Annotated in this window: 23 protein-coding genes; 6 read left to right on the top strand and 17 right to left on the bottom strand. The window is 59.8% G+C overall.

What is annotated here, in order from left to right; genetic code table 11:
- Positions 1–79 precede the first annotated feature (79 nt).
- Entirely contained in the window at positions 80–301 is a 222-nt protein-coding gene (locus IOD17_RS16845; RefSeq protein ID WP_233686179.1) for a VF530 family DNA-binding protein, read from the bottom strand.
- 229 nt (positions 302–530) lie between these two features.
- Positions 531–2018 carry a sodium/proline symporter PutP gene (gene putP / locus IOD17_RS16850; RefSeq protein WP_233686180.1) on the bottom strand — a complete coding sequence of 496 codons (1488 nt, stop codon included), beginning with the start codon at positions 2016–2018 and terminating at the stop codon, positions 531–533.
- A 631-nt stretch (positions 2019–2649) separates the two neighbouring features.
- On the opposite strand from putP, the gene IOD17_RS16855 reads away from it, so the two are divergent.
- Complete coding sequence (locus IOD17_RS16855) at positions 2650–3510, top strand: HDOD domain-containing protein (RefSeq protein WP_418904287.1); 861 nt, start codon at positions 2650–2652, stop codon at positions 3508–3510.
- Here the strand turns inward: IOD17_RS16855 and IOD17_RS16860 are convergent, their stop codons facing one another.
- The 5 genes from IOD17_RS16860 to IOD17_RS16880 form a co-directional block, all read right to left on the bottom strand.
- The gene (locus IOD17_RS16860; protein WP_233686182.1) at positions 3511–3930 is read right to left on the bottom strand and encodes a group I truncated hemoglobin; all 420 of its coding nucleotides are present in this window, start codon (positions 3928–3930) and stop codon (positions 3511–3513) included.
- Positions 3931–3932: 2 nt separating this feature from the next.
- Complete coding sequence (locus IOD17_RS16865; protein ID WP_233686183.1) at positions 3933–4790, bottom strand: DUF3034 family protein; 858 nt, start codon at positions 4788–4790, stop codon at positions 3933–3935.
- Positions 4791–4792: 2 nt separating this feature from the next.
- Positions 4793–7132 carry a putative bifunctional diguanylate cyclase/phosphodiesterase gene (locus tag IOD17_RS16870; protein ID WP_233686184.1) on the bottom strand — a complete coding sequence of 780 codons (2340 nt, stop codon included), beginning with the start codon at positions 7130–7132 and terminating at the stop codon, positions 4793–4795.
- Positions 7116–7799, bottom strand: coding sequence for a methylamine utilization protein (locus IOD17_RS16875; protein ID WP_233686185.1), 684 nt, complete (start codon positions 7797–7799; stop codon positions 7116–7118). The genes IOD17_RS16870 and IOD17_RS16875 overlap by 17 nt, the downstream gene beginning before the upstream one ends.
- Before the next feature lie 163 nt (positions 7800–7962).
- Entirely contained in the window at positions 7963–8715 is a 753-nt protein-coding gene (locus IOD17_RS16880) for a helix-turn-helix transcriptional regulator (protein WP_233686186.1), read from the bottom strand.
- A gap of 240 nt (positions 8716–8955) precedes the next feature.
- On the opposite strand from IOD17_RS16880, the gene IOD17_RS16885 reads away from it, so the two are divergent.
- From IOD17_RS16885 to cmoB, 5 genes are all read left to right on the top strand, one after another.
- On the top strand, positions 8956–9690 hold the full coding sequence (locus IOD17_RS16885) for a hypothetical protein (protein ID WP_233686187.1): 735 nt from the start codon (positions 8956–8958) through the stop codon (positions 9688–9690).
- A 40-nt stretch (positions 9691–9730) separates the two neighbouring features.
- Positions 9731–10126, top strand: a complete 396-nt coding sequence (locus IOD17_RS16890; RefSeq protein WP_233686188.1) for a protease inhibitor I42 family protein — start codon at positions 9731–9733, stop codon at positions 10124–10126.
- Positions 10127–10312: 186 nt separating this feature from the next.
- The gene (locus IOD17_RS16895; RefSeq protein ID WP_233686189.1) at positions 10313–10948 is read left to right on the top strand and encodes a lysoplasmalogenase; all 636 of its coding nucleotides are present in this window, start codon (positions 10313–10315) and stop codon (positions 10946–10948) included.
- Between the two features lie 69 nt (positions 10949–11017).
- Positions 11018–11794, top strand: a complete 777-nt coding sequence (gene cmoA, locus IOD17_RS16900) for a carboxy-S-adenosyl-L-methionine synthase CmoA (RefSeq protein ID WP_233686190.1) — start codon at positions 11018–11020, stop codon at positions 11792–11794.
- Entirely contained in the window at positions 11791–12759 is a 969-nt protein-coding gene (gene cmoB, locus IOD17_RS16905; protein WP_233686191.1) for a tRNA 5-methoxyuridine(34)/uridine 5-oxyacetic acid(34) synthase CmoB, read from the top strand. Before cmoA ends, cmoB begins: the two co-directional genes overlap by 4 nt.
- Positions 12760–12793: 34 nt before the next feature.
- Here the strand turns inward: cmoB and pdxJ are convergent, their stop codons facing one another.
- From pdxJ to IOD17_RS16955, 10 genes are all read right to left on the bottom strand, one after another.
- Positions 12794–13540 carry a pyridoxine 5'-phosphate synthase gene (gene pdxJ / locus IOD17_RS16910; RefSeq protein ID WP_233686192.1) on the bottom strand — a complete coding sequence of 249 codons (747 nt, stop codon included), beginning with the start codon at positions 13538–13540 and terminating at the stop codon, positions 12794–12796.
- A complete protein-coding gene (recO, locus tag IOD17_RS16915) occupies positions 13533–14231 on the bottom strand; it encodes a DNA repair protein RecO (protein WP_233686193.1) in 699 nt (232 codons plus the stop codon). The genes pdxJ and recO overlap by 8 nt, the downstream gene beginning before the upstream one ends.
- 45 nt (positions 14232–14276) lie before the next feature.
- The gene (gene era / locus IOD17_RS16920; protein WP_233686194.1) at positions 14277–15179 is read right to left on the bottom strand and encodes a GTPase Era; all 903 of its coding nucleotides are present in this window, start codon (positions 15177–15179) and stop codon (positions 14277–14279) included.
- Positions 15172–15861, bottom strand: coding sequence for a ribonuclease III (gene rnc, locus IOD17_RS16925; RefSeq protein ID WP_233686195.1), 690 nt, complete (start codon positions 15859–15861; stop codon positions 15172–15174). The genes era and rnc overlap by 8 nt, the downstream gene beginning before the upstream one ends.
- Complete coding sequence (locus IOD17_RS16930) at positions 15858–16235, bottom strand: DUF4845 domain-containing protein (protein WP_233686196.1); 378 nt, start codon at positions 16233–16235, stop codon at positions 15858–15860. The genes rnc and IOD17_RS16930 overlap by 4 nt, the downstream gene beginning before the upstream one ends.
- 104 nt (positions 16236–16339) lie before the next feature.
- Positions 16340–17194: a signal peptidase I gene (lepB, locus tag IOD17_RS16935; protein ID WP_233686197.1), complete on the bottom strand. Its 855-nt coding sequence runs from the start codon at positions 17192–17194 to the stop codon at positions 16340–16342.
- Positions 17195–17199: 5 nt separating this feature from the next.
- Entirely contained in the window at positions 17200–18999 is a 1800-nt protein-coding gene (gene lepA / locus IOD17_RS16940) for a translation elongation factor 4 (protein WP_233686198.1), read from the bottom strand.
- Between the two features lie 190 nt (positions 19000–19189).
- A complete protein-coding gene (locus IOD17_RS16945) occupies positions 19190–20626 on the bottom strand; it encodes a DegQ family serine endoprotease (RefSeq protein ID WP_233686199.1) in 1437 nt (478 codons plus the stop codon).
- Positions 20627–20654: 28 nt separating this feature from the next.
- Positions 20655–21107 (bottom strand): SoxR reducing system RseC family protein, encoded by a 453-nt coding sequence (locus IOD17_RS16950; RefSeq protein WP_233686200.1) that lies wholly within the window; start codon positions 21105–21107, stop codon positions 20655–20657.
- Entirely contained in the window at positions 21104–22051 is a 948-nt protein-coding gene (locus tag IOD17_RS16955) for a MucB/RseB C-terminal domain-containing protein (RefSeq protein ID WP_233686201.1), read from the bottom strand. The genes IOD17_RS16950 and IOD17_RS16955 overlap by 4 nt, the downstream gene beginning before the upstream one ends.
- Positions 22052–22062: the final 11 nt, after the last annotated feature.

Raw genomic sequence — 22062 nt, forward strand, 5'->3', positions numbered from 1 at the left:
CCGCGGTTTTTTGACGCTTCGCGGCGTTTGCAGAGGTATTGCAACAAGGGTGCCAGATTTCCGGAGTGTTCTTCAGCGCCTACTGGCGTGCTTGCGAGCGAATATACAGGGCCTCAACTTTTTCCCGCGCCCAGGGCGTCTTGCGCAGAAAGGTCAGGCTGGACTTGATACTCGGGTCGCTCTTGAAACAGCGAATATCGATACGCTGCGCCAGGCCATCCCAGCCATAGCGTGCCACCAGAGCATTGAGAATGGCTTCAAGGGTTACGCCGTGCAGCGGATTGTTCGGTGATTGAGTCATGCAGAACCTGTTTGAGGGGCAATTCGAGTGGCAACACCCGCCACCTTAGCCAAGCGCGCCACGGAGGCAAAGCGCAAAAGGATCGCGGGGATTTTTACGGTGCCATAAAAAAGCCGGCCCAACACCTAAGGTGTGGGCCGGCGAAGCACTATCGGGTCACACGCACACAACCGCGGAAAGCTCCGCGAGGCAACTGAGCGACCAGTCAATTGCCCTACATCAGCGGTACTCAGACCGACTGGTATTCTTTCTCAGCTTCGTCGAAACGCTTGATCATGCTGGCGGACGGACCATTGCCGACCTTGCTGAAGACCAGGATGGCGACGGTGGCGAAGATAAAGCCTGGGATGATTTCATACAGCCCCAGGTGACCCAGGAAGTTCTTCCACAGGATCACGGTCAGGGCACCGACCAGCATGCCCGCCAATGCGCCGTTACGCGTCATCTGCTTCCAGACCAGGGACAGGATCACCACCGGACCGAAGGCAGCACCAAAGCCTGCCCAGGCGTAGGACACCAGACCCAGTACACGGTTTTCCGGATTGGCGGCCAGCATGATGGCGACGACCGCGATCAGCAGCACCATGCCACGACCGACCCAGACCAGCTCAGTCTGCGAGGCACCCTTGCGCAGGAAGGCCTTGTAGAAGTCTTCGGTCAGGGCACTGGAGCACACCAGCAACTGGCAGCTCAGGGTACTCATCACCGCAGCCAGAATGGCGGACAGCAGAATGCCGGCAATCCACGGGTTGAACAGCAGTTTGGCCAGCTCGATAAATACGCGCTCCGGGTTCTCGGTTACCGGGCCAGCGAGGTCCGGGTTGGCAGAGAAGTACGCGATACCGAAGAAGCCCACAGCCACTGCACCGCCCAGGGTCAGGATCATCCAGGTCATGGAGATGCGACGGGCTGCCGGGATCGACTTCACCGAGTCAGCCGCCATGAAGCGCGCCAGGATGTGCGGCTGGCCGAAGTAGCCCAGGCCCCAGGCCATCAGCGAGATCACACCAACAAAGGTGGCACCTTTGAGCATGTCGAAGCTGGTGGCATCTTTCAGTTCGATCGCCGCAAAGGTCGCATCGGCACCGCCAGTGGCAATCAGCACCACAATCGGGGTTAGGATCAAGGCGAAGATCATCAGCGTGGCCTGCACGGTGTCAGTCCAGCTCACCGCCAGGAAGCCACCGATAAAGGTGTAGGCGATGGTCGCGGCAGCACCGGCCCACAGCGCCGTCTCGTAGGACATGCCGAAGGTGCTTTCAAACAGACGGGCACCGGCGACAACGCCCGAAGCGCAGTAGATGGTGAAGAACACCAGAATCACCAGCGCCGAGAAGATGCGCAGCACGCGGCTGCTGTCTTCAAAACGGTGAGTGAAGTAATCCGGTAGGGTCAGCGCGTTGCCGTTGTGCTCGGTCTGCACACGCAGACGACCAGCCACGAACAACCAGTTGAGGTAGGCACCAACGATCAGACCAATGGCAATCCAGCCTTCGGACAGACCCGACAGGTACACGGCGCCAGGCAGGCCCATCAGCAGCCAACCACTCATGTCTGAGGCACCGGCCGACAGCGCGGTGACGAAACTGCCCAGGCTGCGGCCGCCCAGGATGTAGTCGGAAAGGTTCTTGGTGCGCATGTAGGCGAACAGGCCGATCAGCACCATGAGCGCGATGTACACCACGAAGGTGACAAGCATCGGAGTATTTGCAGTCATTGGGGGGCTCCCCTCTTGATTGTTGTTATTTCGGCAACAGGGGGTAGCCCCATTGCCCACGTGGCAGTCCACACCCGCGGTAACGGGCGTCTGTAGCGGCAAATCGGTTCAGGCAACGGACAGCGGCAACTGCAAACCCCATGCAGCGCTCACCACCGCCCAACCGCTTGCCTCTGTCGAGGCAACTGAAGCCCCAATACAACAACGGGCGCATGCCATATGAGACAGTCGCCCGTAAAAATCCATTTAGGCACCGGCCAGCGATATTCATACCGCTAGCTGACGTCACCCACTCCACCACAGACACGCCGAAACGGGTCAAGCACACCCCGTTAAAGCCCTTGAATAAACACTGTCTGTATATAGGTGTAGCCCAACTGCACCAGCCTGCAGTGACATCCGCCCCGCAGAAAACTGTGCATGGCATAAGCAAGGAACGGAATTTAGTGGCAGAGGCATGGCCGCTTCTTACAAAAAACTCTGGAGTTTTTACGAAAACCTCCAGGCCCGGGAACTTCCCACAAACGATTGTTTTATGCCGATGTCGCGAAAGCTGGCAGCGCCACCCATCGCCGGCACTGATAACCATCACATGGCGACCTAGACTGCATGCAGGGCAGCCAGGAGGTGTGTGTTGCTGAGCGAAGCATCCGATTACTCAATCTACCGGCGTGTCGTCTCGCAGTTGATGCAGGGCGAAGAGCAATTGCCCAGCCTGCCGACCATCACCCTGGATATCCGCCGTGCCCTGGGTGACCCGACTATCTCGTTAAATGCCCTGGTGCGTTTGATCAGCCGCGACCCGGCCCTCAGTGCCCTGCTGATGAAACATGCCTCCAGCGCGCTGTATCGCCACACCCTGGCGCCCAAGACGCTGCACGAAGTAGTCGGCCTGCTCGGCATGCTGGAAGTCGATCGAATCACCATGGTGCACAGCATCAGAAGCCTGTTCACCCTGCACAGCGCCGCGCACAAACGCCTGTTTGTCGAGACCTGGGAGCGCCTGGTGATCAAGGCCAGCACCTGTGCCATGCTTGCCCGTCTGCTCGGCCATGTCACGGCTGAACATGCACTGCTGGCCAGCCTGCTCAGTGAAGTGGGCAATCTGGTCGTGCTGTCAGCCTTCAAGAACGACAGCCAGGCACCCTCAAGTGCGTTGTACGACAAGCTGTGCCGCGAATACGGCAAATCGCTGGGAGTGATCGTGCTGAAAAAGTGGTCGGTGGATAGCCACTACATCGAAGTAATCCGCGACGCCGGCAACTGGCAACGCAGCCCAGGGCGTAGCCTGCAGTTGCTGGATTTGGTCAATCTAGCGCTCTACCACGCCACCAAGCAGCACAGCCCAAGCGCCGAACTGCCGCCGCTGGAAGAGCTGGCGGCCTATCAGAAATTATTGCCACCGCAAAATTTCATCAGTGAGAACGGCGAGCTTGAGGTGGTCGTCTGCCATCATGATGAAATCCAGGCGATTGCCCAGACCCTGCGCTAGCTAACGATCCAGCACCTGACCCCGCTGCGGTGCCAGGCGCGCCAGCAACCGATTCTGGGCTGTAATGGCCACGCCCTCAGCGGTCATGGCCTTCTGCAGGTTCTCCACCAATGCATTGAAGTCACTGGGTGTCAGCCCCAGCCCCTTATGGCTTTCCTCCAGGCTGTCACCGGTATAGGTGCACGGGCCTCCGGCGTCCACGCAGAAATGCTCGACCAGCTTGTCACGCAACCGCTCGATATCGATGTTCTCGAAGTGCCGCACAATGCGCGGGTCTCCGGCAACGTTGAGCAGCATCCCCTCGACAATCCGGGTAATCCCCGCCAGTTCGCCCAGCTCACGGTACAGGCTGTCGTCTTTGACCGACGGCTGGGCACAGGCCGTCAAGGTCAGAACAGCAGCCAACAACAGACTACGCATACTTAAAAACTCCCCTGCACAGACAGGTAGACGCCATCCTGATGCTCCAGCGTGGCGATTTCGCCAAGCCGGGCATAAGCCAGCACCACGGCCAGGTGCTTGTTGGGAAAGTAGCCGAGAAACAGATCCGCCCAGTCACTTTCCCCGGCAAAATTCAGGTTGTCCGGTTTTTCGCGGTACTCCACGCCCAACGCCCAACGCGGGTTGAACAGCACGGCGACGGAGCCCTCTTTGAGCACGGAATGGCGGTCACGGCGATCGCCACCAAAGCCCAGCAAGCCCAGTTCATTGGCCCGGCTATAGCGAATGCCACCATTGAGCAGCAGGTTGTAGCCAAAAGCGCCACCCAGGATCAGCCGGCTGGCGGTGATATAGCCTTCGGTGTCTTCGCTGCGCTGCGCGCCCACCAGACTGGGGATCAGAAAATCCTTCTGCCGCTTGTGCTGGAGGCCCAGCGACACCTGCGGCAGCTGGTCATAAATCAGGTCACCGAACAGGCGCATCTTGAGGCCGAAGATGTCCTGGCTCAGGCTGTTCTCCGGCAGGTTCAGGCCGCGCGCCAGGTTGCCCAGATCAAACCGCTGGCGGGCGTAGGACAGCTCGACGCGGTTATCAAAGGCAACGCCAACGCCGGCCACATCCAGACGGTAGTCACCGGTTTCCACCCGCGTGGCAAACACATCCGCGCCCCACTCTCCGCGCTCGCCATAGCCTGACAGCACCGCCCAGGGCGTGATGCCACCACCGGCAGCGCCCTCAATACTGCTGGCACCACCGGTGGCCAGCAGTCGACCATCAGCCCAGGCCAGCTGGCTCAGCAGACCAAGAAACAGCACAACACAAGAAAAACGTTTATTCATGCTCAATGCACCAGGCTTGAGGTGGCGTGCGCGTGTTGCGCCATCCAGGTTTCAAAGGCTTTGGCCGCCAGGGGCCGACTGATCAGGTAACCCTGGGCGATGTCGCACTGCCAACGCCCGAGCAGTTGCAGGCTGCGCTCGAACTCGACCCCTTCGGCCACCACCTTGAGCCCCAGGCTATGGCTCATTTCGATGGTCGAGCGAACGATCACCGCGTCTTCGCAGGCATCGTCGAGATCACGGATAAACGACTGGTCGATCTTCAGCTCCTGCACCGGCATGCGCTTGAGCTGCGCCAGGGACGAATAGCCCGTGCCAAAGTCATCCACCGACAGACTGACACCACACTCGCGCAACCCATGCAGCACTTGCAGGGCCACCTCGGGATTGAGCATCACCCCGCTTTCGGTGATTTCAAAAATCAGCTGTTGCGCAGGCACCTGGTAAGTTTCCAGCAACTGGCGGACGCGAGCCGGCAGCTGCGGGTCAAGCAGATCCTCAGTCGAGATATTCAACGACACCTGCACACGCAACCCGCGGCCAGTCCACTCACGCAACTGACGGATGACTTCTTCGATCACCCAGGCAGTCAGCAACTGGATACTGCCGGTACGTTCGGCCATCGGGATGAATTCGCCGGGCGAGACCATCCCCAGCGCCGGATGCTGCCAACGCAGCAGGGCCTCAGCTTGCCGCACCAGGCCGGCGGCGATATCCAGTTTCGGTTGATAGTGCAACCGCAGTTCGCCCTTGCTGGCGGCATGGCGCAGGTCACGGATCAGCCGGATCTGTCGTTGCTGGGCATCATCACGGCCACGCTGATACACCTGCAGATGGCTGGCCAGCCCAGCGGCATCCTGCATGGCAATCGCCGCGCGGCGCAGCAGGTCCTCTGGGGCGTTGCCATCGACCGGATAACTGGCTATGCCGATACGGCAATCCAGGGTGACGTCATGACTGCCAACGCGCAGGGGCTTGAGCAATAACTGCTGCACCTTGTCGGCGATGCCTACCGCGCTGTCGCTATCGGTGTTTTCCAGCAACAGCAGAAACTCGTCGCCAATGATCCGCGCCACGCTGTCGCCGGGGCGCAGAGTCGCCTGCAGACGCCGGCTCATCTGCTGCAGGGCCAGATCGCCGCCTTCCGGCCCGAGGCTTTCATTGACTGCACGAAAGTTGCCAATCCCCAGGTAGAGCAGCGCCGTGCTGCGCTGCGCAGTTATCGCACTGCCCAGCCGTTCCAGGGCCAGGGTACGGTTGGGTAAACCCGTCAGGGGGTCATGCAAGGCATTGTGCGCAAGCTGCCGCTCACGCTCGGCAATTCCGTGTTGCATGGCCTTGAACGCCTTGGCCAACTGCCCCAGCTCATCGCTGCGCTGCAGATCCAGCTCCGCCTCGTAATCCCCCTGACGCACCCGCTCGGCGACCCCGGCCAACTGCTGCACAGGTTGGGAAACCGTACGCGCCAGCAATAGCGCACCAGCCAGCGAGGCCGTCAGGGCCGCCAGCGCAATCAACAGAATCTTCTGATCCAGCGGGGCAAACGCCAGCTGCGCCTGACTGAGGGATTTATGCAGCAATACTCGCACCTCAAAGCCATCCCCCACGGCCAGCACCAGATTCTGGTTGAGGTACTGCTGGCTGCCCAGTACACGAATGGCATCACCGTTCATCCCCCCTACGGCAACACGCAGCTGCTCGCGCTCGGCCGGCATCAGGGTGCTGATCCAGATATCCGCGGCACCCTCTTGAGTCGCCAGCAGCGTCAGATCCAGGTGGGTCAACTCACGCAGTTCAGCCGCAAATGCAGTGTCCACCTGAAAGCCCATCATTACCCGGGCAATCGGCAATGGCGCGGTCACGGTGGCTTGCACCAGCAGGTAGATCTTGTCGGCAATCGGCATCAGGAAGATCTGCACGCCTTCGCGCTGACGCTGCACCACCTGGGCACTCAGGCGTTTGGCTGTCTGCTCACTGACCTGCTGATCGGTACTGACTTCCAGACGACCATCCAGGCTCAGCATCATCACCACGCTGGCATTAATCCGTGCACCATGATTGGCCAGCGCCGAGCGAATGGTTTCCGCGTCGCCACTGGCCACCGCATCCTTAAAGCCAAAATCCGCCGCCAGCACCTGCACCGCGTCGTGCAACTGGCTGCCGCGCATCTCCAGCAAGCGCTGAAACACCAGACTGCCGACTTCCAGTTGCTCATTAGCCTGACTGCGTACCGCTGCGTTAGTAGCCGCCTGGACTGCCACATACAGCGCCCCCACCACGACCAGAAGCAGCAGCACCAGTACGCCGGCAATACGCGCCTGAAAACTATTGCGCAGCATCACGAGCTTTCTTGAAGGCCTCACCAAAGGCGCTGGTCGGCGCACGAGGTGCTAGCGGATTGGCGGGAGCCTGCATGGCCAGGGTGAAACGTTGCTGACTGCCTGCCGCACTCACCTGCACCTCCCCCGCAGCCTGCGGCAACATATCGGGCGCCTGCGGGTGCCAGAGGCTGACGCTGTAGCTGCCAGCGGGCAACTGATCAATATTCAGCCGCCCCTGCTCATCACTAACGGCAAACCAGGGATCATCCGTGACATAGACATAGCCCACCATCCAGTCATGGATATTGCAGCCGAGCACCACCACACCCGGTTTGTCGAAGATCACCGGTTCACTCGGCGTACCCTGATAGAGGCGCAGCTCGAAGCGCTTGGCCAGCGAAAAGGAATAGACGTGATGGCGAATATTGTCGCTATTGGGGAACGACACCGCGGTGCCGGTACGCACCGCCAGCACATTCGGGGCGAACTGCTGTGAGCGCTGGTCCATGATGGACTGACCTGCAGCTGCGGACGTGCCCGTCGTACCGCGCAGAGTAAGCACGGCATTGGCCAATGGCTGCCCCTGACTGTCCACCAGCTCAGCCGCGAGATTGGCCGCCTGCAACGACAACGCACTCAGCAACCCGCCTAACAGCAGCGGCCAACGCAATAACGGATGCTTACTCATCAAGACTACTCGCACGTTCAGGGCACACTTGAATATGAACAGCATCCTTGCCCTTGCACAGCTTTATCTGTGTCCAGTTCAGCTTAGCCGGCCCTCCGCAAAAGAGCACGCTTCTCCAGCGATCTGAGTCATGCAAGGGTATTTAGAGAGTCAGCGCAGCAACCTAGTTAGCGCCGCGCAAACGCTTGGGCGTCAACCCGAGGTAGCGCCGCATCGCCGTGGTCAACGCGCTCTGGCTGGAAAAGCCACATTCCTCGGCTATCCGGATCAGCGGCAAGCCACTTTCGCGCAGCAACCGCGCCGCGCGATCAAGCCGGGTTTTCAGCAGATACTGGTGCGGCGTCAGGCCGACAGCGTCTTTGAACTGGGCGTGAAAATGACTGGGGCTCAGGCAAGCCACCTGAGCCAATTCGGCAACACTGATGCGCCGCACCAGGTGCTCGACGATATAACTGTCGAGCCGCTCCAGATTCAGCGGCCCCAACGTCCGTGCCTGCGGCTCGCCAAACAGACGCAGGTGCAACGCCCGCAGCAGCACCCCGCCCAGCGCCCGCGCCAGCAGCGGATCGGAGCCGTACCGCTCGAGTTCGGCGCCGGCATAGCTCAGCAGGTTCTGAAAGTCAGCATCCAGCTGCGGGTAGCGCGGCGTCTCGAACAGGCCCGTCAGCAGCTGCAGGTCTTCACTGGAGATGCCCTGCTCGTCGAGATCGATGATCAGCATGCGGTTGTCACCGATACCGGCGAACTGGTGATCAGCATCCCCCGGCACCAGGCAGGCACGCATGCGGCACACTTCACCACCGCGGCCATTCACTTCGAACTCGGCACGCCCAGCCAGCGACAGCACCAGTTGATGATGGTCGTGGGTGTGTTCGTGGGCCTGGTCATCAAGACGCATCAAACGCGCGTTGAACATGAAAAGTGCAACCCTGAAAAACAGAGGTGCAACTTTAACCCTTTGCCCGGTAAAACTGCAGCCCGCACGACAAATGGGCAGCAGTCGCACCAACAACTCACCACAGCCTTAGAAACGCCCAATTACAGGGCACAGAGTTGCTCGCTGACACATGCGAAACACCTGAAAACGGGCCTTTAACATCGCCTGGCAAGGGATTTGCTCGAGCACAGTACCGTTTGGTTTAAGGGAAAACCGCTTATGGTCCTCAGCATTGCTCTCGCCCTGGCATTGGCGCTGTTACTCACCGGCCATTTCCTCAGCCAACTCGCCGAAAAACGCCACCAGCAGCATCTCAACGAGCTGCAGGCTGCGTTGCTGCAACGCAGCATCGACCTGCTGCAGAGCCTGCAGAAACACCGAGGACTAGGCGCTCAACAGGACCTCCCCAGCACCAGCCAGCGCAATGCCCTGGCCCGCCAGCTCGACCAGCTCTGGCTGAACTGGCCCGGCCCCAGCCTGGGGCTTGCACCACTGCAGCAGGACTGGCCACGCCTGCGGCGCAACCCGGCGGACTTTGCCGCGCACTGCCAGGTTATCGATGGCTTGCTGGCGGTGATCGCAACACTCGAAGCCCGCCTGTACCAGGCTGGCAACCAACACATAGAGGGCATCGCCCAGGCCTGCCATGGCCTGGAAAACCTTGCCCGCCTGCGCGGTCTGAGCGTGCGGGCGGCCAACTACAGTCAATGCCCGCCAAACCTGAAGCAGCAGATTCAGCAGCTCTGCCAGGAGCTGGAACAATCGCCCGTCGGCACGTCTTTACAACAGGTACTGCAGCGCCTGGAGCACGAACTGATCGACAGCCGCGGAATACGCCTGGCACCGCACGAATGCTTTGCCCTGCTCACACCGCTGATCGACGAGTATGCCCAGCACTTGCGCGCGCCACTGCGGGCGACGTTCGCTGCACAGGCTCCCGCGCAGCAGCCCTAACAGCTATGCTGGCAGCCTCGACATTCGCCAGGAGCTCACCATGCTTGCCCTCCGCCTGACAGTGGTATTCAGCCTTGCACTGCTCGCTGCCTGTGCACAAACGCCCAGCAGCGTGACCCTGGAGCAGAAACAGCAAAGCAAATGCCCGCTGTCGCTGCAGGTCGGCCAGCAATTCAACCTGCGCCTGCCAAGCAACCCCACCACGGGTTTCCGCTGGCTGCTGCGCGACTCCGCACCACAAGTACTGAAAAGCCTCGGCCCCGAGGTCTACAGCAACCCGGAAGACGCTGGCCTGGTCGGCAGTGCCGGGGTTTCCACCTGGCGTTTCGAGGTCGCGCAGGCCGGCGAAGGCCAATTGATCCTGACCTACGAACGCCCCTGGGAAGTCGGTGTAGTTCCGGCACAGCGCTTCAACTGCACAATCAAAGCTCGCTAGCAGGCCGTTGAAAAACCTAGGCGAGGCAGCCAGAGCCTGTTTTTAACGCAGCGATGGCAACGTAGGTAGCTTTTCAACAGCCTGCTGCCACTGGCGCGAAATGCTGACCTAAGTGGCATCCATGGCGTGGTCAGTTAATCGGCGACGCGCCATAGTGCTGGCTTTTCGAGCATCAAGGACAAGGCCATGCGTTATCTGCTGCTGGGTTTGCTGGGCGCTGCCGTATTTCTCTATGCACGGCTCAGCGGCCTGAATGAACTGGGCCTGCTCAACAAGGGCATCCCGGTCATCGCCCTGTTGCTGTGGCTGCGAACAGCCCCCAATGGCGTGTACCGACGCTGGATCAGCCTCGGCCTGCTCGCCTCACTGGCGGGCGACATTCTGCTCGACTGGCCGGGCGATCTGTTTGTTTTCGGCCTCGGCGCCTTCCTTCTCGCCCACCTGGCTTACCTGCGCGCCTACCTGAGCGACTGCAAGCAACCGGCCTGGTTGGCCCTGCTGCTGGCCCTGGTCACGGGCGGGACGATGTTCGCTATCCTCGCCAGCGCCAAGCTGGGTCCACTGCTGATCCCCGTAGCCTGTTACGCCTTGGCCATCAGCGCCATGCTCTGGCGCGCCCTCGCCCGCCTTGGTCAACCTGGGCTGCCCAGCACCTCAACACGCCTGGCCGCCGCAGGTGCCGCGCTGTTTGTGCTGTCCGATAGCCTGATCGGTATCAACCGCTTTGTCGTGCCCTTCGAGGCGGCCCCCCTGGCGATCATGCTCAGCTACTGGCTGGGGCAATGGGCGATTGCGGCGTCGGCCTTCAAACAGGTCCGCTAAGCCATCGCCACGCAGATTTGCGACCAATAACGGCAATCAAGGTTTGGCTATACCGCGCACTTGGCTAAAATGCCCGGCTTTATTGACCAGTGCGCAGCCATCGTGAGCAAACAGCCCGACCGTCTTTTCGCCCAACCCCTGGCCCAGGTGCCGGACTTCGTGTTCAACGAAGATGTGGTGCGGGTTTTCCCCGACATGATCAAACGCTCGGTGCCGGGTTACCCGACCATTGTCGAGAACATCGGCGTACTGGCCGGTCAGTTCGCCCAGCCACATAGCGTGCTGTATGACCTCGGCAGCTCCCTGGGCGCGGTGACCCAGGCGCTGCGTCGGCATGTGCAGATCGACGATTGCCGGGTGATTGCCGTGGACAACTCCAGCGCCATGGTTGAGCGCTGCCGCGAATACCTGCACGCGCAGGACTCGATGTTTCAGGAGCTGCTGCCCGTAGAGGTGATTGAGGCCGACATTCTCAGCCTCGAGTTTCAGCCTACTTCGCTGGTGGCGCTGAACTTCACCCTGCAATTTATCCGCCCCGAACAGCGTCTAGACCTGCTCACGCGGATTCGTCAGGCCCTGCTGCCCGGCGGCGCGCTGATCCTCTCGGAAAAACTGCAATTCGAAGATGCCGAACAGCACGCCCTGCTCGGCGATCTGCATATCGCCTTCAAGCGGGCCAATGGCTACAGCGAGCTGGAAATCGCCCAGAAACGCAGTGCCATCGAGAAAGTCATGCTCCCAGACAGCCTGGAGCAGCACCGCGAACGCTTACTGGCTGCGGGCTTCAGCCAGGTCGTGCCGTGGTTCCAGTGCCTTAATTTCGCCTCGATGATTGCCCTGCCATGATCAGCCGCCTCGACCTCGACGCCCTGCAAGCCACCCTTGCCGGCACCCCACTGCAAGACTGGGCAGCCGACCTGCCTGGGCAGATCGACGCCAAACTGGCCATCGGCCATGGCGACCTGCCGCGCTGGTATGGCGCGGTACAGGCCCTGCCGGAGCTGAACGTCGAACAGCTGGAACTGCTGCACAGCTTCAGCTTCGACGGTGCCTGCGATGAAGCAACCCGTAGCGCGCTGAAAACCGCCCTACAGGGCCTGATCCCCTGGCGCAAAGGGCCATTTCACCTGTTTGGTGTGCATGTCGACACCGAATGGCGCTCGGACTGGAAGTGGCACCGCGTCGCCCCCTACCTCGACCTCAAGGGCAAACGGGTACTGGATGTCGGCTGCGGTAACGGTTACTACATGTGGCGCATGCTCGGCGCCGGCGCGGACAGCGTGATCGGCATCGACCCCAACTGGCTGTTTCTCTGCCAGTTTCTGGCGATGAAGAACTACCTGCCCGACCTGCCCGCCTGGCACCTGCCGCTGGCATTCGAGGAACTGCCGAGCAAGCTGCAAGGCTTCGACACGGTGTTTTCCATGGGTGTGCTGTATCACCGTCGCTCGCCCATCGATCACTTGATCGACCTCAAGGATTGCTTGGTCAAGGATGGCGAACTGGTGCTGGAAACCCTGGTGGTGGAAGGCGACGCGCAGCAAGTGCTGGTACCCGAAGACCGCTATGCGCAGATGCGTAACGTCTGGTTCCTGCCCTCAGTGCCGGCGTTGGAGCTGTGGCTTCGCCGCGCCGGTTTTGTTGATGTGCGCTGCGTAGATGTCAGCACCACCAGCGTGGACGAACAGCGTTCAACCGACTGGATGCGCTTCCAGTCGCTACCGGAATTCCTCGACCCGACCGACCATAGCCGCACCGTGGAAGGCCTGCCGGCGCCAAACCGCGCGGTGCTGATCGCACGCAAACCGTAACGGGTGGATGGCTGCAGCCATCCACCCGGCATCATCAACCGCGATTGGCGGCCGCGACGATCAGCGCCTTCATCTCCGCCACCGCCTGCTTGAAACCGACGAACAGCGCATGTGCCACCAGGGCGTGGCCAATATTCAGCTCATTGATCCCGGCGATCGCCGCCACCGGCTCGACGTTGTGGTAGTGCAGGCCATGGCCGGCATTCACGATCAACCCGTGTTGCAAGCCACAGGCTACGCCGTCGCGAATCCGCGCCAGCTCGTGCGCCGCCTCTTCCGGGGTATGGGCGTCGGCATAACGGCCGGTGTGCAGCTCGATAGCCGGGGCGCCGACGCGCTTGGACGCCTCGATCTGCTGTGGGTCCGGATCGATAAACAGCGACACTTCACAACCGATCTTGCTCAGACGCTCGACCGCTGCGCGAATCCGCGCTTCCTGCCCGGCCACATCCAGACCACCCTCGGTGGTCAGCTCCTGACGGGTTTCCGGCACCAGGCAGACGTGCTCAGGGCGAATGCTTTCGGCGAAGGCGAGCATTTCCTCGGTCACGCCCATTTCGAAGTTCATGCGTGTCTGCATGACCTCCTTGAGCAGGCGCACATCACGCTCCTGGATATGCCGACGGTCTTCACGCAGGTGCACGGTAATGCCATCGGCACCGGCCTCCTCAGCGTCCAGCGCGGCCTTGACCGGATCGGGATAGCGAGTTCCACGGGCCTGGCGCAGGGTGGCCACATGGTCGATGTTCACACCCAGCAGAATACGATTGGCATCAGTCACGGCTTGGCTCCTTGAGCGTCATAAACAGTTCGCGGCTGACCAGTGGTCGACCACCTAAATGGGGGGCCAGGGCCTGGCGCATCAGGCGCTTGGCGGCCGCCAGGGCACCCGGCGCGGTCCAATCGGCCTCGGCCATGGCCAATAGTTCTGCGCCCTGAAACACGCCGGGCTGTACATGCCCGACCGGCACCAGGCCAGTTTCAGTGTGCAAACGGTACAGGCCAGTCGCAATGATGGGCAGGCCCTCAGAGTCCAGATCCAGGGCGAAACCATAGCCCAGCTCATCCAACAAACGCCATTCAAACGAGCGCAGCAACGGCTCCAGCGCACGCCCTTCGGCCAGCGCCAAAACTGTCATGGCGTAGTGCTGAAAAATCGCCGGATGCGGGTCTTCGGCAGGCAGCAAGCGGATCAACAGCTCATTGAGGTAAAGGCCGCTGAACAGCGCCTCGCCCACCAGCAGATTGGGAATACCGGCAGGCTCCAGGCGGCCAACATTTTTCAGCTCACCGCGCCCGCGAAATTCGGCTTCCAGGGGAATAAAAGGCCGCGCCAGGCTACCCGCCTTGCCCCGGGCACCGCGCAATACTGCGCGCAGTCGGCCTTGCGGAGTAAGAAAATCCACCAGCGCGCTGCTTTCACGGTAAGCACGGCTGTGCAACACATAAGCGGGCTGACTGAGGGCGAGCATGGGTCTTACTCGAAGGAGCGGGTGCACAAGGCGCCCGCAGACGGATCAGATATCGTCGTAACCCAGGGAACGCAGGGCGCGTTCGTCATCGGACCAGCCGCCCTTGACCTTGACCCAGAGGTTGAGCATGACCTTGGAGTCGAACATCACCTCCATGTCCTTGCGCGCCTCCTGACCGATGCGTTTGATCCGCTCGCCCTTGTCACCAATGATGATCTTCTTCTGCCCGTCACGCTCGACCAGAATCAGCGCGTGGATATGCAGGATGCGCCCGTCACGCTTGAATTCTTCGATCTCCACAGTGATCTGGTACGGCAACTCGGCACCGAGCTGACGCATGATCTTCTCGCGCACCAGTTCGGCAGCGAAGAAACGACTGGAGCGGTCGGTGACCTGATCTTCCGGGAAGAAGTGCACCCCCTCCGGTAAACGTTCGCCCACCAGTTTTTCCAAGGTGTCGAGGTTATGCCCCTGCTGGGCGGATACTGGCACGATTTCGGCCTTCGGCAGCTGCTGAGCCAGCCACTCCAGGTGCGGCATCAGCTCGGCCTTGTCTTCCAGGCGATCAGTCTTGTTGATCGCCAGAATCACCGGGCCTTCGACATATTGAACACGCTCAAGCACCATCTGGTCTTCATCCGTCCAGCGGGTGCGATCGACCACGAAAATCACCACGTCGACGTCTTTCAGCGCCGACGAGGCGTTCTTGTTCATGTAACGGTTGAGTGCTTTCTCGTTGTTCTTGTGCAGACCAGGGGTGTCGACATAGATCGCCTGCACCTCACCCTCGGTCTTGATTCCGAGCATGTTGTGCCGTGTGGTTTGCGGTTTGCGCGAGGTGATCGCGAGCTTCTGGCCAAGAATGTGGTTGAGCAACGTCGACTTGCCCACGTTGGGCCGGCCAACGATGGCGACATAGCCACAGCGTGTAACAGGTGAATCAGTCATTGCCATTCTCCACACCCAGAGCAATCAGCGCGGCCGCAGCGGCCACCTGCTCGGCAATACGCCGGCTGGCACCCTGCCCCAGGGTTTTATCATTGAGTAGGGTCACCTGGCATTCCACGACAAATGTCCGGCAATGCGGTTCACCCTGAATATCCACCACTTCATAGCGCGGCAGCTCACAACCACGCGATTGCAGAAACTCCTGCAGGCGGGTTTTCGGATCCTTATTGGTGTCGACCAAGGTCAGGCTGTCCAGTTCGTTGGTCAACCAGGCCAGCACGCGCTCGCGAGCCGCCTCCATGCCCGAATCCAGATAAATCGCCCCGATCAGGGCTTCCAGGGCGTCAGCAAGAATCGACTCACGGCGAAAACCACCGCTTTTCAGCTCACCGGAGCCCAGACGCAGGTATTCACCCAAGTCAAAGCCGCGAGCCAGTACAGCAAGGGTTTCGCCTTTTACCAAGCGCGCACGCAAACGTGACAGCTGGCCTTCGCGCGCCTGGGGAAAGCGCTCGAATAGCGCTTCGCCGGCAACGAAGTTGAGGATGGCATCACCGAGAAACTCCAGGCGCTCATTATTGCGCCCGGCAAAACTGCGGTGGGTCAGTGCCAGGATCATCAACTCCTGGTCCTTGAAGGTATAACCGAGCTGACGCTCAAGGCGGGCTAACGAAGCACTCACGGCATGCGCACACGAAATTCTTTGTCGAAGCGCACGACCAGATCGATGTTCTGGATCAATGGCTCCCGTTTCTCGTACTTCAGGTGAGCCTTGAACTCATTGTTTTCCACTTTAATCTTCAAGGCATCCTGAAGGTTCAGATCACGAATGCTGTTGACCTGCATGCCTTTGCTGACATGGCCATAGAACTCATTGATGCTGCGAATGTTGGCAGCCTTGTCGGTTTCAACCGAAGTAATCAATTTTTCCATCGACATATAGTCGAAGTAATGTGGCAACACCTTGAAAGCCGCACTGGCAAAAAACGCAACCAAGGCCAAAACCATCAGCCAACTTAAAATCGACATCCCTTTTTGCGAATGCGCAGATTTCATACTTGTCCCCAAATTCGAGTTATGTAGAAGCCGTTACGGCTGCAGGCAAGACTATATATAGCCTGCGACGCTGTATTTAACAGCGTCGCAAAGTCATCAACAGATCAGTGAATAAGGCCTACGCGGGAGAAGTTCGGCAGGTTGCGCGACTTCGGATCCGGCCAGCTCATCCAGATGGCGAAGGCTTTACCAACAATGTTCTGGTCCGGCACCATGCCCAGCAAGGGTTTGGGGATAGCTGGATCATTCCAGTAACGGCTGTCGTTGGAGTTGTCGCGGTTGTCGCCCATCATGAAGTAGTAACCGTTCGGTACCACCCATTCACGCCCTGGTTCAACCCGATAACGCTGCATTTCCTTACGGATCTGGTGCTCTGCCTCGCCCAGTTTTTCGTTGTACAGCGTCGCACTGCCCAAACTGCCGGGTTCATCACCGATGAGTTTTTGAGCAACCAATTCACCGTTGATGGTCAAACGCTTGTCGCTGCTGTAGGCAATCCGGTCACCTGCCAGGCCGACCACGCGCTTGATGTAGTTGATGTTCGGATCGCTGGGGTAGCGGAACACCATCACATCACCGCGCTGCGGATCGCCCACCTCAATCACCTTGGTGTCCAGCACCGGCAGGCGAATGCCATAGGCGAATTTGTTGACCAGAATAAAATCACCCACTTCCAGGGTCGGTTTCATCGACCCCGACGGAATCTGGAACGGCTCGACCAGAAACGAGCGCAGCACCAGCACAATCGCCAGCACCGGGAAGAACGATTTACCGTACTCCACCAGCAGCGGCTCCTTGTTCAGGCGCTCCACCACTTTCTCGTCAGGCTCGCTGACTTGCCCATGGTAGGTGGCAATAGCCGCCCGCCGCCGTGGCGCCAGAAAGACCAGATCGAACAACGCCAGCACACCACAAACGGCGACGGCGATAACCAGCAACAGCGGGAAATTTAGCGACATAGGACCTAACTATCCAACCTGAGCACTGCAAGGAAGGCTTCCTGTGGGATTTCCACGTTGCCGACCTGCTTCATGCGTTTTTTACCGGCCTTCTGCTTTTCCAGCAGCTTGCGTTTACGGCTGACGTCACCACCATAGCACTTGGCCAATACGTTCTTGCGCAGCGCCTTGACCGTAGTCCGTGCGACGATCTGGCCACCGATGGCCGCCTGAATCGCCACATCGAACATCTGCCGAGGAATCAGCTCTTTCATCTTCTCGGTCAACTGCCGGCCTTTGTAATGGGCGTTGTCCTTGTGCACGATCAGCGCCAACGCATCGACCTTGTCACCGTTGATCAACACATCCAGCTTGACCAGATTGGCCGACTGGTAGCGATCAAAATGGTAATCCAGCGACGCATAGCCGCGGCTGGTGGACTTCAGGCGGTCGAAGAAATCGAGCACCACTTCGTTCATCGGCAGGTCGTAGCGAACCTGAACCTGGGAACCGAGGAACTGCATGTCACGCTGTACACCGCGTTTCTCGATACACAGGGTAATCACGTTACCCAGGTGTTCCTGCGGCACCAGAATCGTGGCCTGGACGATCGGCTCGCGGAAGTCTTCTACGGACGAAACATCCGGAAGTTTGGACGGGTTATCGACGTAGATCGTCTCGCCGTTTTTCAGCGCCACTTCGAAGATTACGCTTGGCGCCGTGGTGATCAGATCCAGGTTGTACTCGCGCTCCAGGCGTTCCTGAATGATCTCCATATGCAGCATGCCGAGGAAACCGCAACGGAAGCCAAAGCCCAGAGCATCGGAACTTTCTGGCGAATACTGCAGCGACGAATCGTTCAGCGTGAGTTTCTGCAGGGCATCGCGGAAGTCTTCGAAATCATCCGAGCTGACCGGGAACAGGCCGGCGTAGACCTGCGGCTGGATACGTTTGAAACCCGGCAGCACTTCGACGTCTGGCGTCGAATTCAAGGTCAGGGTATCGCCCACCGGCGCACCATGAATGTCCTTGATGCTGGCGATGATAAAGCCCACTTCACCGGCCTTGAGATCGGCGGTAGCAGTGTGTTTCGGGTTGAACACACCAACGCTGTCGACCAAGTGCACCTTGCCGGTGGACTTGACCAGAATCTTGTCGCCCTTTTTCACCCGGCCCTGACGCACACGCACCAGGGAGACTACGCCCAGGTAGTTATCAAACCAGGAGTCAATGATCAGCGCTTGCAGCGGCGCATCAATTTCACCCGTCGGCGCGGGGATCGTCTGCACCAGCCGCTCAAGCACCTCATCCACACCCAGGCCAGTCTTGGCACTACAGGTCACGGCATCGGTGGCATCGATACCGATGATTTTTTCAATCTCTTCTTTAACCCGCTCGGGTTCGGCCTGGGGCAAATCGATTTTGTTCAGTACCGGCATGACCTCAAGGCCTTGCTCGATGGCGGTGTAGCAGTTAGCCACTGACTGCGCTTCTACGCCCTGCCCGGCATCGACCACCAGCAGTGCACCTTCACAGGCAGCCAGGGAGCGGCTGACTTCATAGGTGAAGTCGACGTGACCGGGGGTATCAATAAAGTTCAGCTGGTAGGTAACGCCGTCACGGGCCTTGTAGTACAGGGTGACGCTGTGCGCCTTGATGGTGATCCCGCGCTCGCGTTCAAGGTCCATGGAGTCCAGCACCTGGGCTTCCATCTCACGGTCAGCCAGGCCGCCACACATCTGGATAAACCGGTCAGCCAGGGTCGACTTGCCATGGTCAATGTGGGCGATGATGGAGAAATTGCGGATATGACTCAAATCACTCACGGATCAACACTCAAAAAGGTCGCAGGCGACTGCCCGCCGAAAATAGCCGCGAAGTGTACCTGAAAGCCGCCTGGCGCGTCATCAAGGCCGCGTCGCAGGATAAGGTCTGGAGGTTTCAGCGCAAGCGGTGCAACGCCAATAGCCCTAAGCAAAAGGGCGACCGAAGTCGCCCTTTACGCCACTGTGCGTATCAGTCCGCCAGCTTGAAGGTGATAAAGCTGGCACGTCCCTGACGCAAGACGCGCATCGATACCGAGCGGTTCTTCGGCAGCGCTTGCGCCACCTCGGTAAAGGTCTTGGCCGAGTTGATCGCCTGATTGTTCAGGTGAGTGATCACATCACCTGGGCGCAGACCAATCAAAGCAGCTGGACCATCCTGCACCTCGGAGATTGCCACTCCACCTTTCAGATCAAGGGTTTTCTTCTGCTCAGCAGTCAACTCAACCACCTTGACGCCAAGACGGTTGCTGCTGCGTTCCACACCCGGCGCCGCAGTGCCAGCCAATGCATCGCCCTCTACCGGCAACGCGCCAATGCTCAGTTTCAGCTTCTTGCGCGCACCGTCACGCACCACATCCAGCTCAGCCGTGGAGCCGGGCTTGAGAGCACCGACCAGGTGCGGCAAATCCGCCGACATGATGATCGGCTTACCATCCAGACTGAGGATCACATCCCCCACCTGCAGGCCGCCTTTGGCAGCAGGCCCGTCTTCCAGCACCTGAGCCACCAGCGCACCAGCCGGTTTATCCAGCCCGAACGATTCGGCCAGATCCTTGTTCACTTCCTGAATCACCACACCCAACCAGCCACGACTGACCTTGCCATCAGCCTTGAGCTGATCAGCCACATCCATCGCCACGCTCATGGGAATGGCGAACGACAGGCCCATAAAACCGCCGGAACGGGTGAAAATCTGCGAGTTGATGCCTACCACTTCACCGGCCAGGTTGAACAGCGGACCACCGGAGTTACCCGGGTTGATGGCCACGTCCGTCTGGATGAACGGCACATAGCTCTCGTTTGGCAGGCTACGACCCTTGGCGCTGACGATACCGGCGGTCACCGAATGATCGAAGCCAAACGGCGACCCGATGGCCAGCACCCACTCACCTACTTTGAGGTCTTCCGACTTGCCCAGCTTGACGGTTGGCAAGCCCTGACCTTCGACCTTGAGCAAGGCCACGTCACTGCGCGGATCAGTGCCCACCAGCTTGGCTTCAAGCTCACTGCGATCCGACAGACGCACGATGATTTCATCGGCATCGGCAATCACGTGATTGTTGGTTAGTACGTAGCCATCAGCGGAAATGATAAAGCCCGAGCCGAGCGACTGGGCCTCGCGCTGCCGACCACCGCCAGGCGCGCGTGGTACCTGCGGGATATTGCGCTCGAAGAACTCGCGGAACATCGGCGGCATGCCTTCCAGATCCGGCATATTGAGCTGCCCGCCCCCAGCAACCGTACGCTCCGGCATTTTCTGCCGCGTACTGATGTTCACCACCGCAGGTGAGGCCTGCTCAACCAGTTCGGTGAAATCCGGCAGGCTTGCCTGGGCGACCAGCGCCTGCCCCAAGAGCAGCATGGCAAACACTGCAGACAGTGAAGATTTCAGACCAAGCTTCGACATACAACTCCCCATCAGGCCAGCAAAAGTCTTAAAAGGTGGCAGCCCCGGCAAGCAAGGCACGCAATACCACAGGTTGCAAAGCAGGATCCGCTGCGACCTGCCGACTGCGCCAACGCACGCCAGCACAAGCCCCAACAAAACCACACAGCGCGCTAAGAATCACCCAAGGCTCACTCAGCGCCAGCTGCTCAGCCAGTACTGCCGCAGCAAACAAGCCTAACAACGGCAGCAGATAAACCAGTAACGAGCCGCGAACCAGCAGCTCTTCACGGACACCGATTACCACAGAATCACCGACATTCAGACGCAGGTCCGACAACGCACGCACATGACCGCGCTTGCCGGCCACACCCAACTGATCAAGCAGCCCCTGACCACAACCGGCCTTGACCGAGCAACTTGAGCAGGTGCTTTGACGCAGCGTTTCGACCCACACCGCACCGGTCTCAACAGCGATCACCCGCCCCTGCTCTTCAATCACGGGGCAACCTCGGCAGCAGAACGCATCGACAACGCGACCCGCTCAGCGGTACCCAGCGGAATCTCACCAACAACGGTCACCATGACATCGCCATCTGCGGTTTTCAGCCGCCGCGAAACCGCCACGGTAGGGCCCAACTGGGTACGCACATCTTCAACAGCAGCCCCGCGCAGGGGCTCCATAAATACTGAGAAACGTGCCAGACCATCGCCATACACCTGACAGGCAACCGGCTCATCCGAGGCGGGACTGCGGCGCTGAGTCACCGAACTCAAACTGAAACCGGGCGGCAGCCAATCTGAACGCCAAGCCTCAGCCACCTCGGTCTGGGCCGGTGAAAAACGTACGGGGCGGCAACCCGCACCAGGCTGCAGATTTGCATCGGCGGGTAATTCTGTTTGCAGATAAGTGAACTGGAAACGTTCGAGTAACTGCCCCTTGTCGTTAACCAGCAGGGACTTGAGCGGGAGTCCCGTCTGCTGATCAAGGTGCAGTTCAATGCCATAACGATGCTGGTCACGAGGCACCAAGGCCAGTACACGGGTAGCACGACCGGCCACGCGCGAGTCGCCCAGAACACGCAACTCGTACCACTCAGCCAGCTGCGCGGCATTCAGCTCACGGGTTGGCCACAACTGGCTATCAACCAACTGGTCGGCCAGCGCACCACTGGCACACTGCACACGACCATCTACACGCAGCACCTCCTGGGCAGAACCATCAAGCTGCAGAAGGCGTTCACGCAAAGTGCCATCACCACCAACCTGATGCCAGATGCTGTGCGTGGAAAAACTGCCATTACGCTCATAAACGAAGGTGCCGTTGAAACTTTGCGTGCGCTCGGCATCGACCAAACGCTGCAACAGCGCAGCACCATCATCAGCCACTGCAGGCAGCACCAGGCAGCTGCCCAACAGTAGAACGCTTAAAGGAATAAAGCGCATGCGACTCCTTA

The organism is Pseudomonas anguilliseptica (assembly GCF_021375795.1).
In the GTDB taxonomy this organism is placed as follows: Bacteria; Pseudomonadota; Gammaproteobacteria; order Pseudomonadales; family Pseudomonadaceae; genus Aquipseudomonas; species Aquipseudomonas anguilliseptica_A.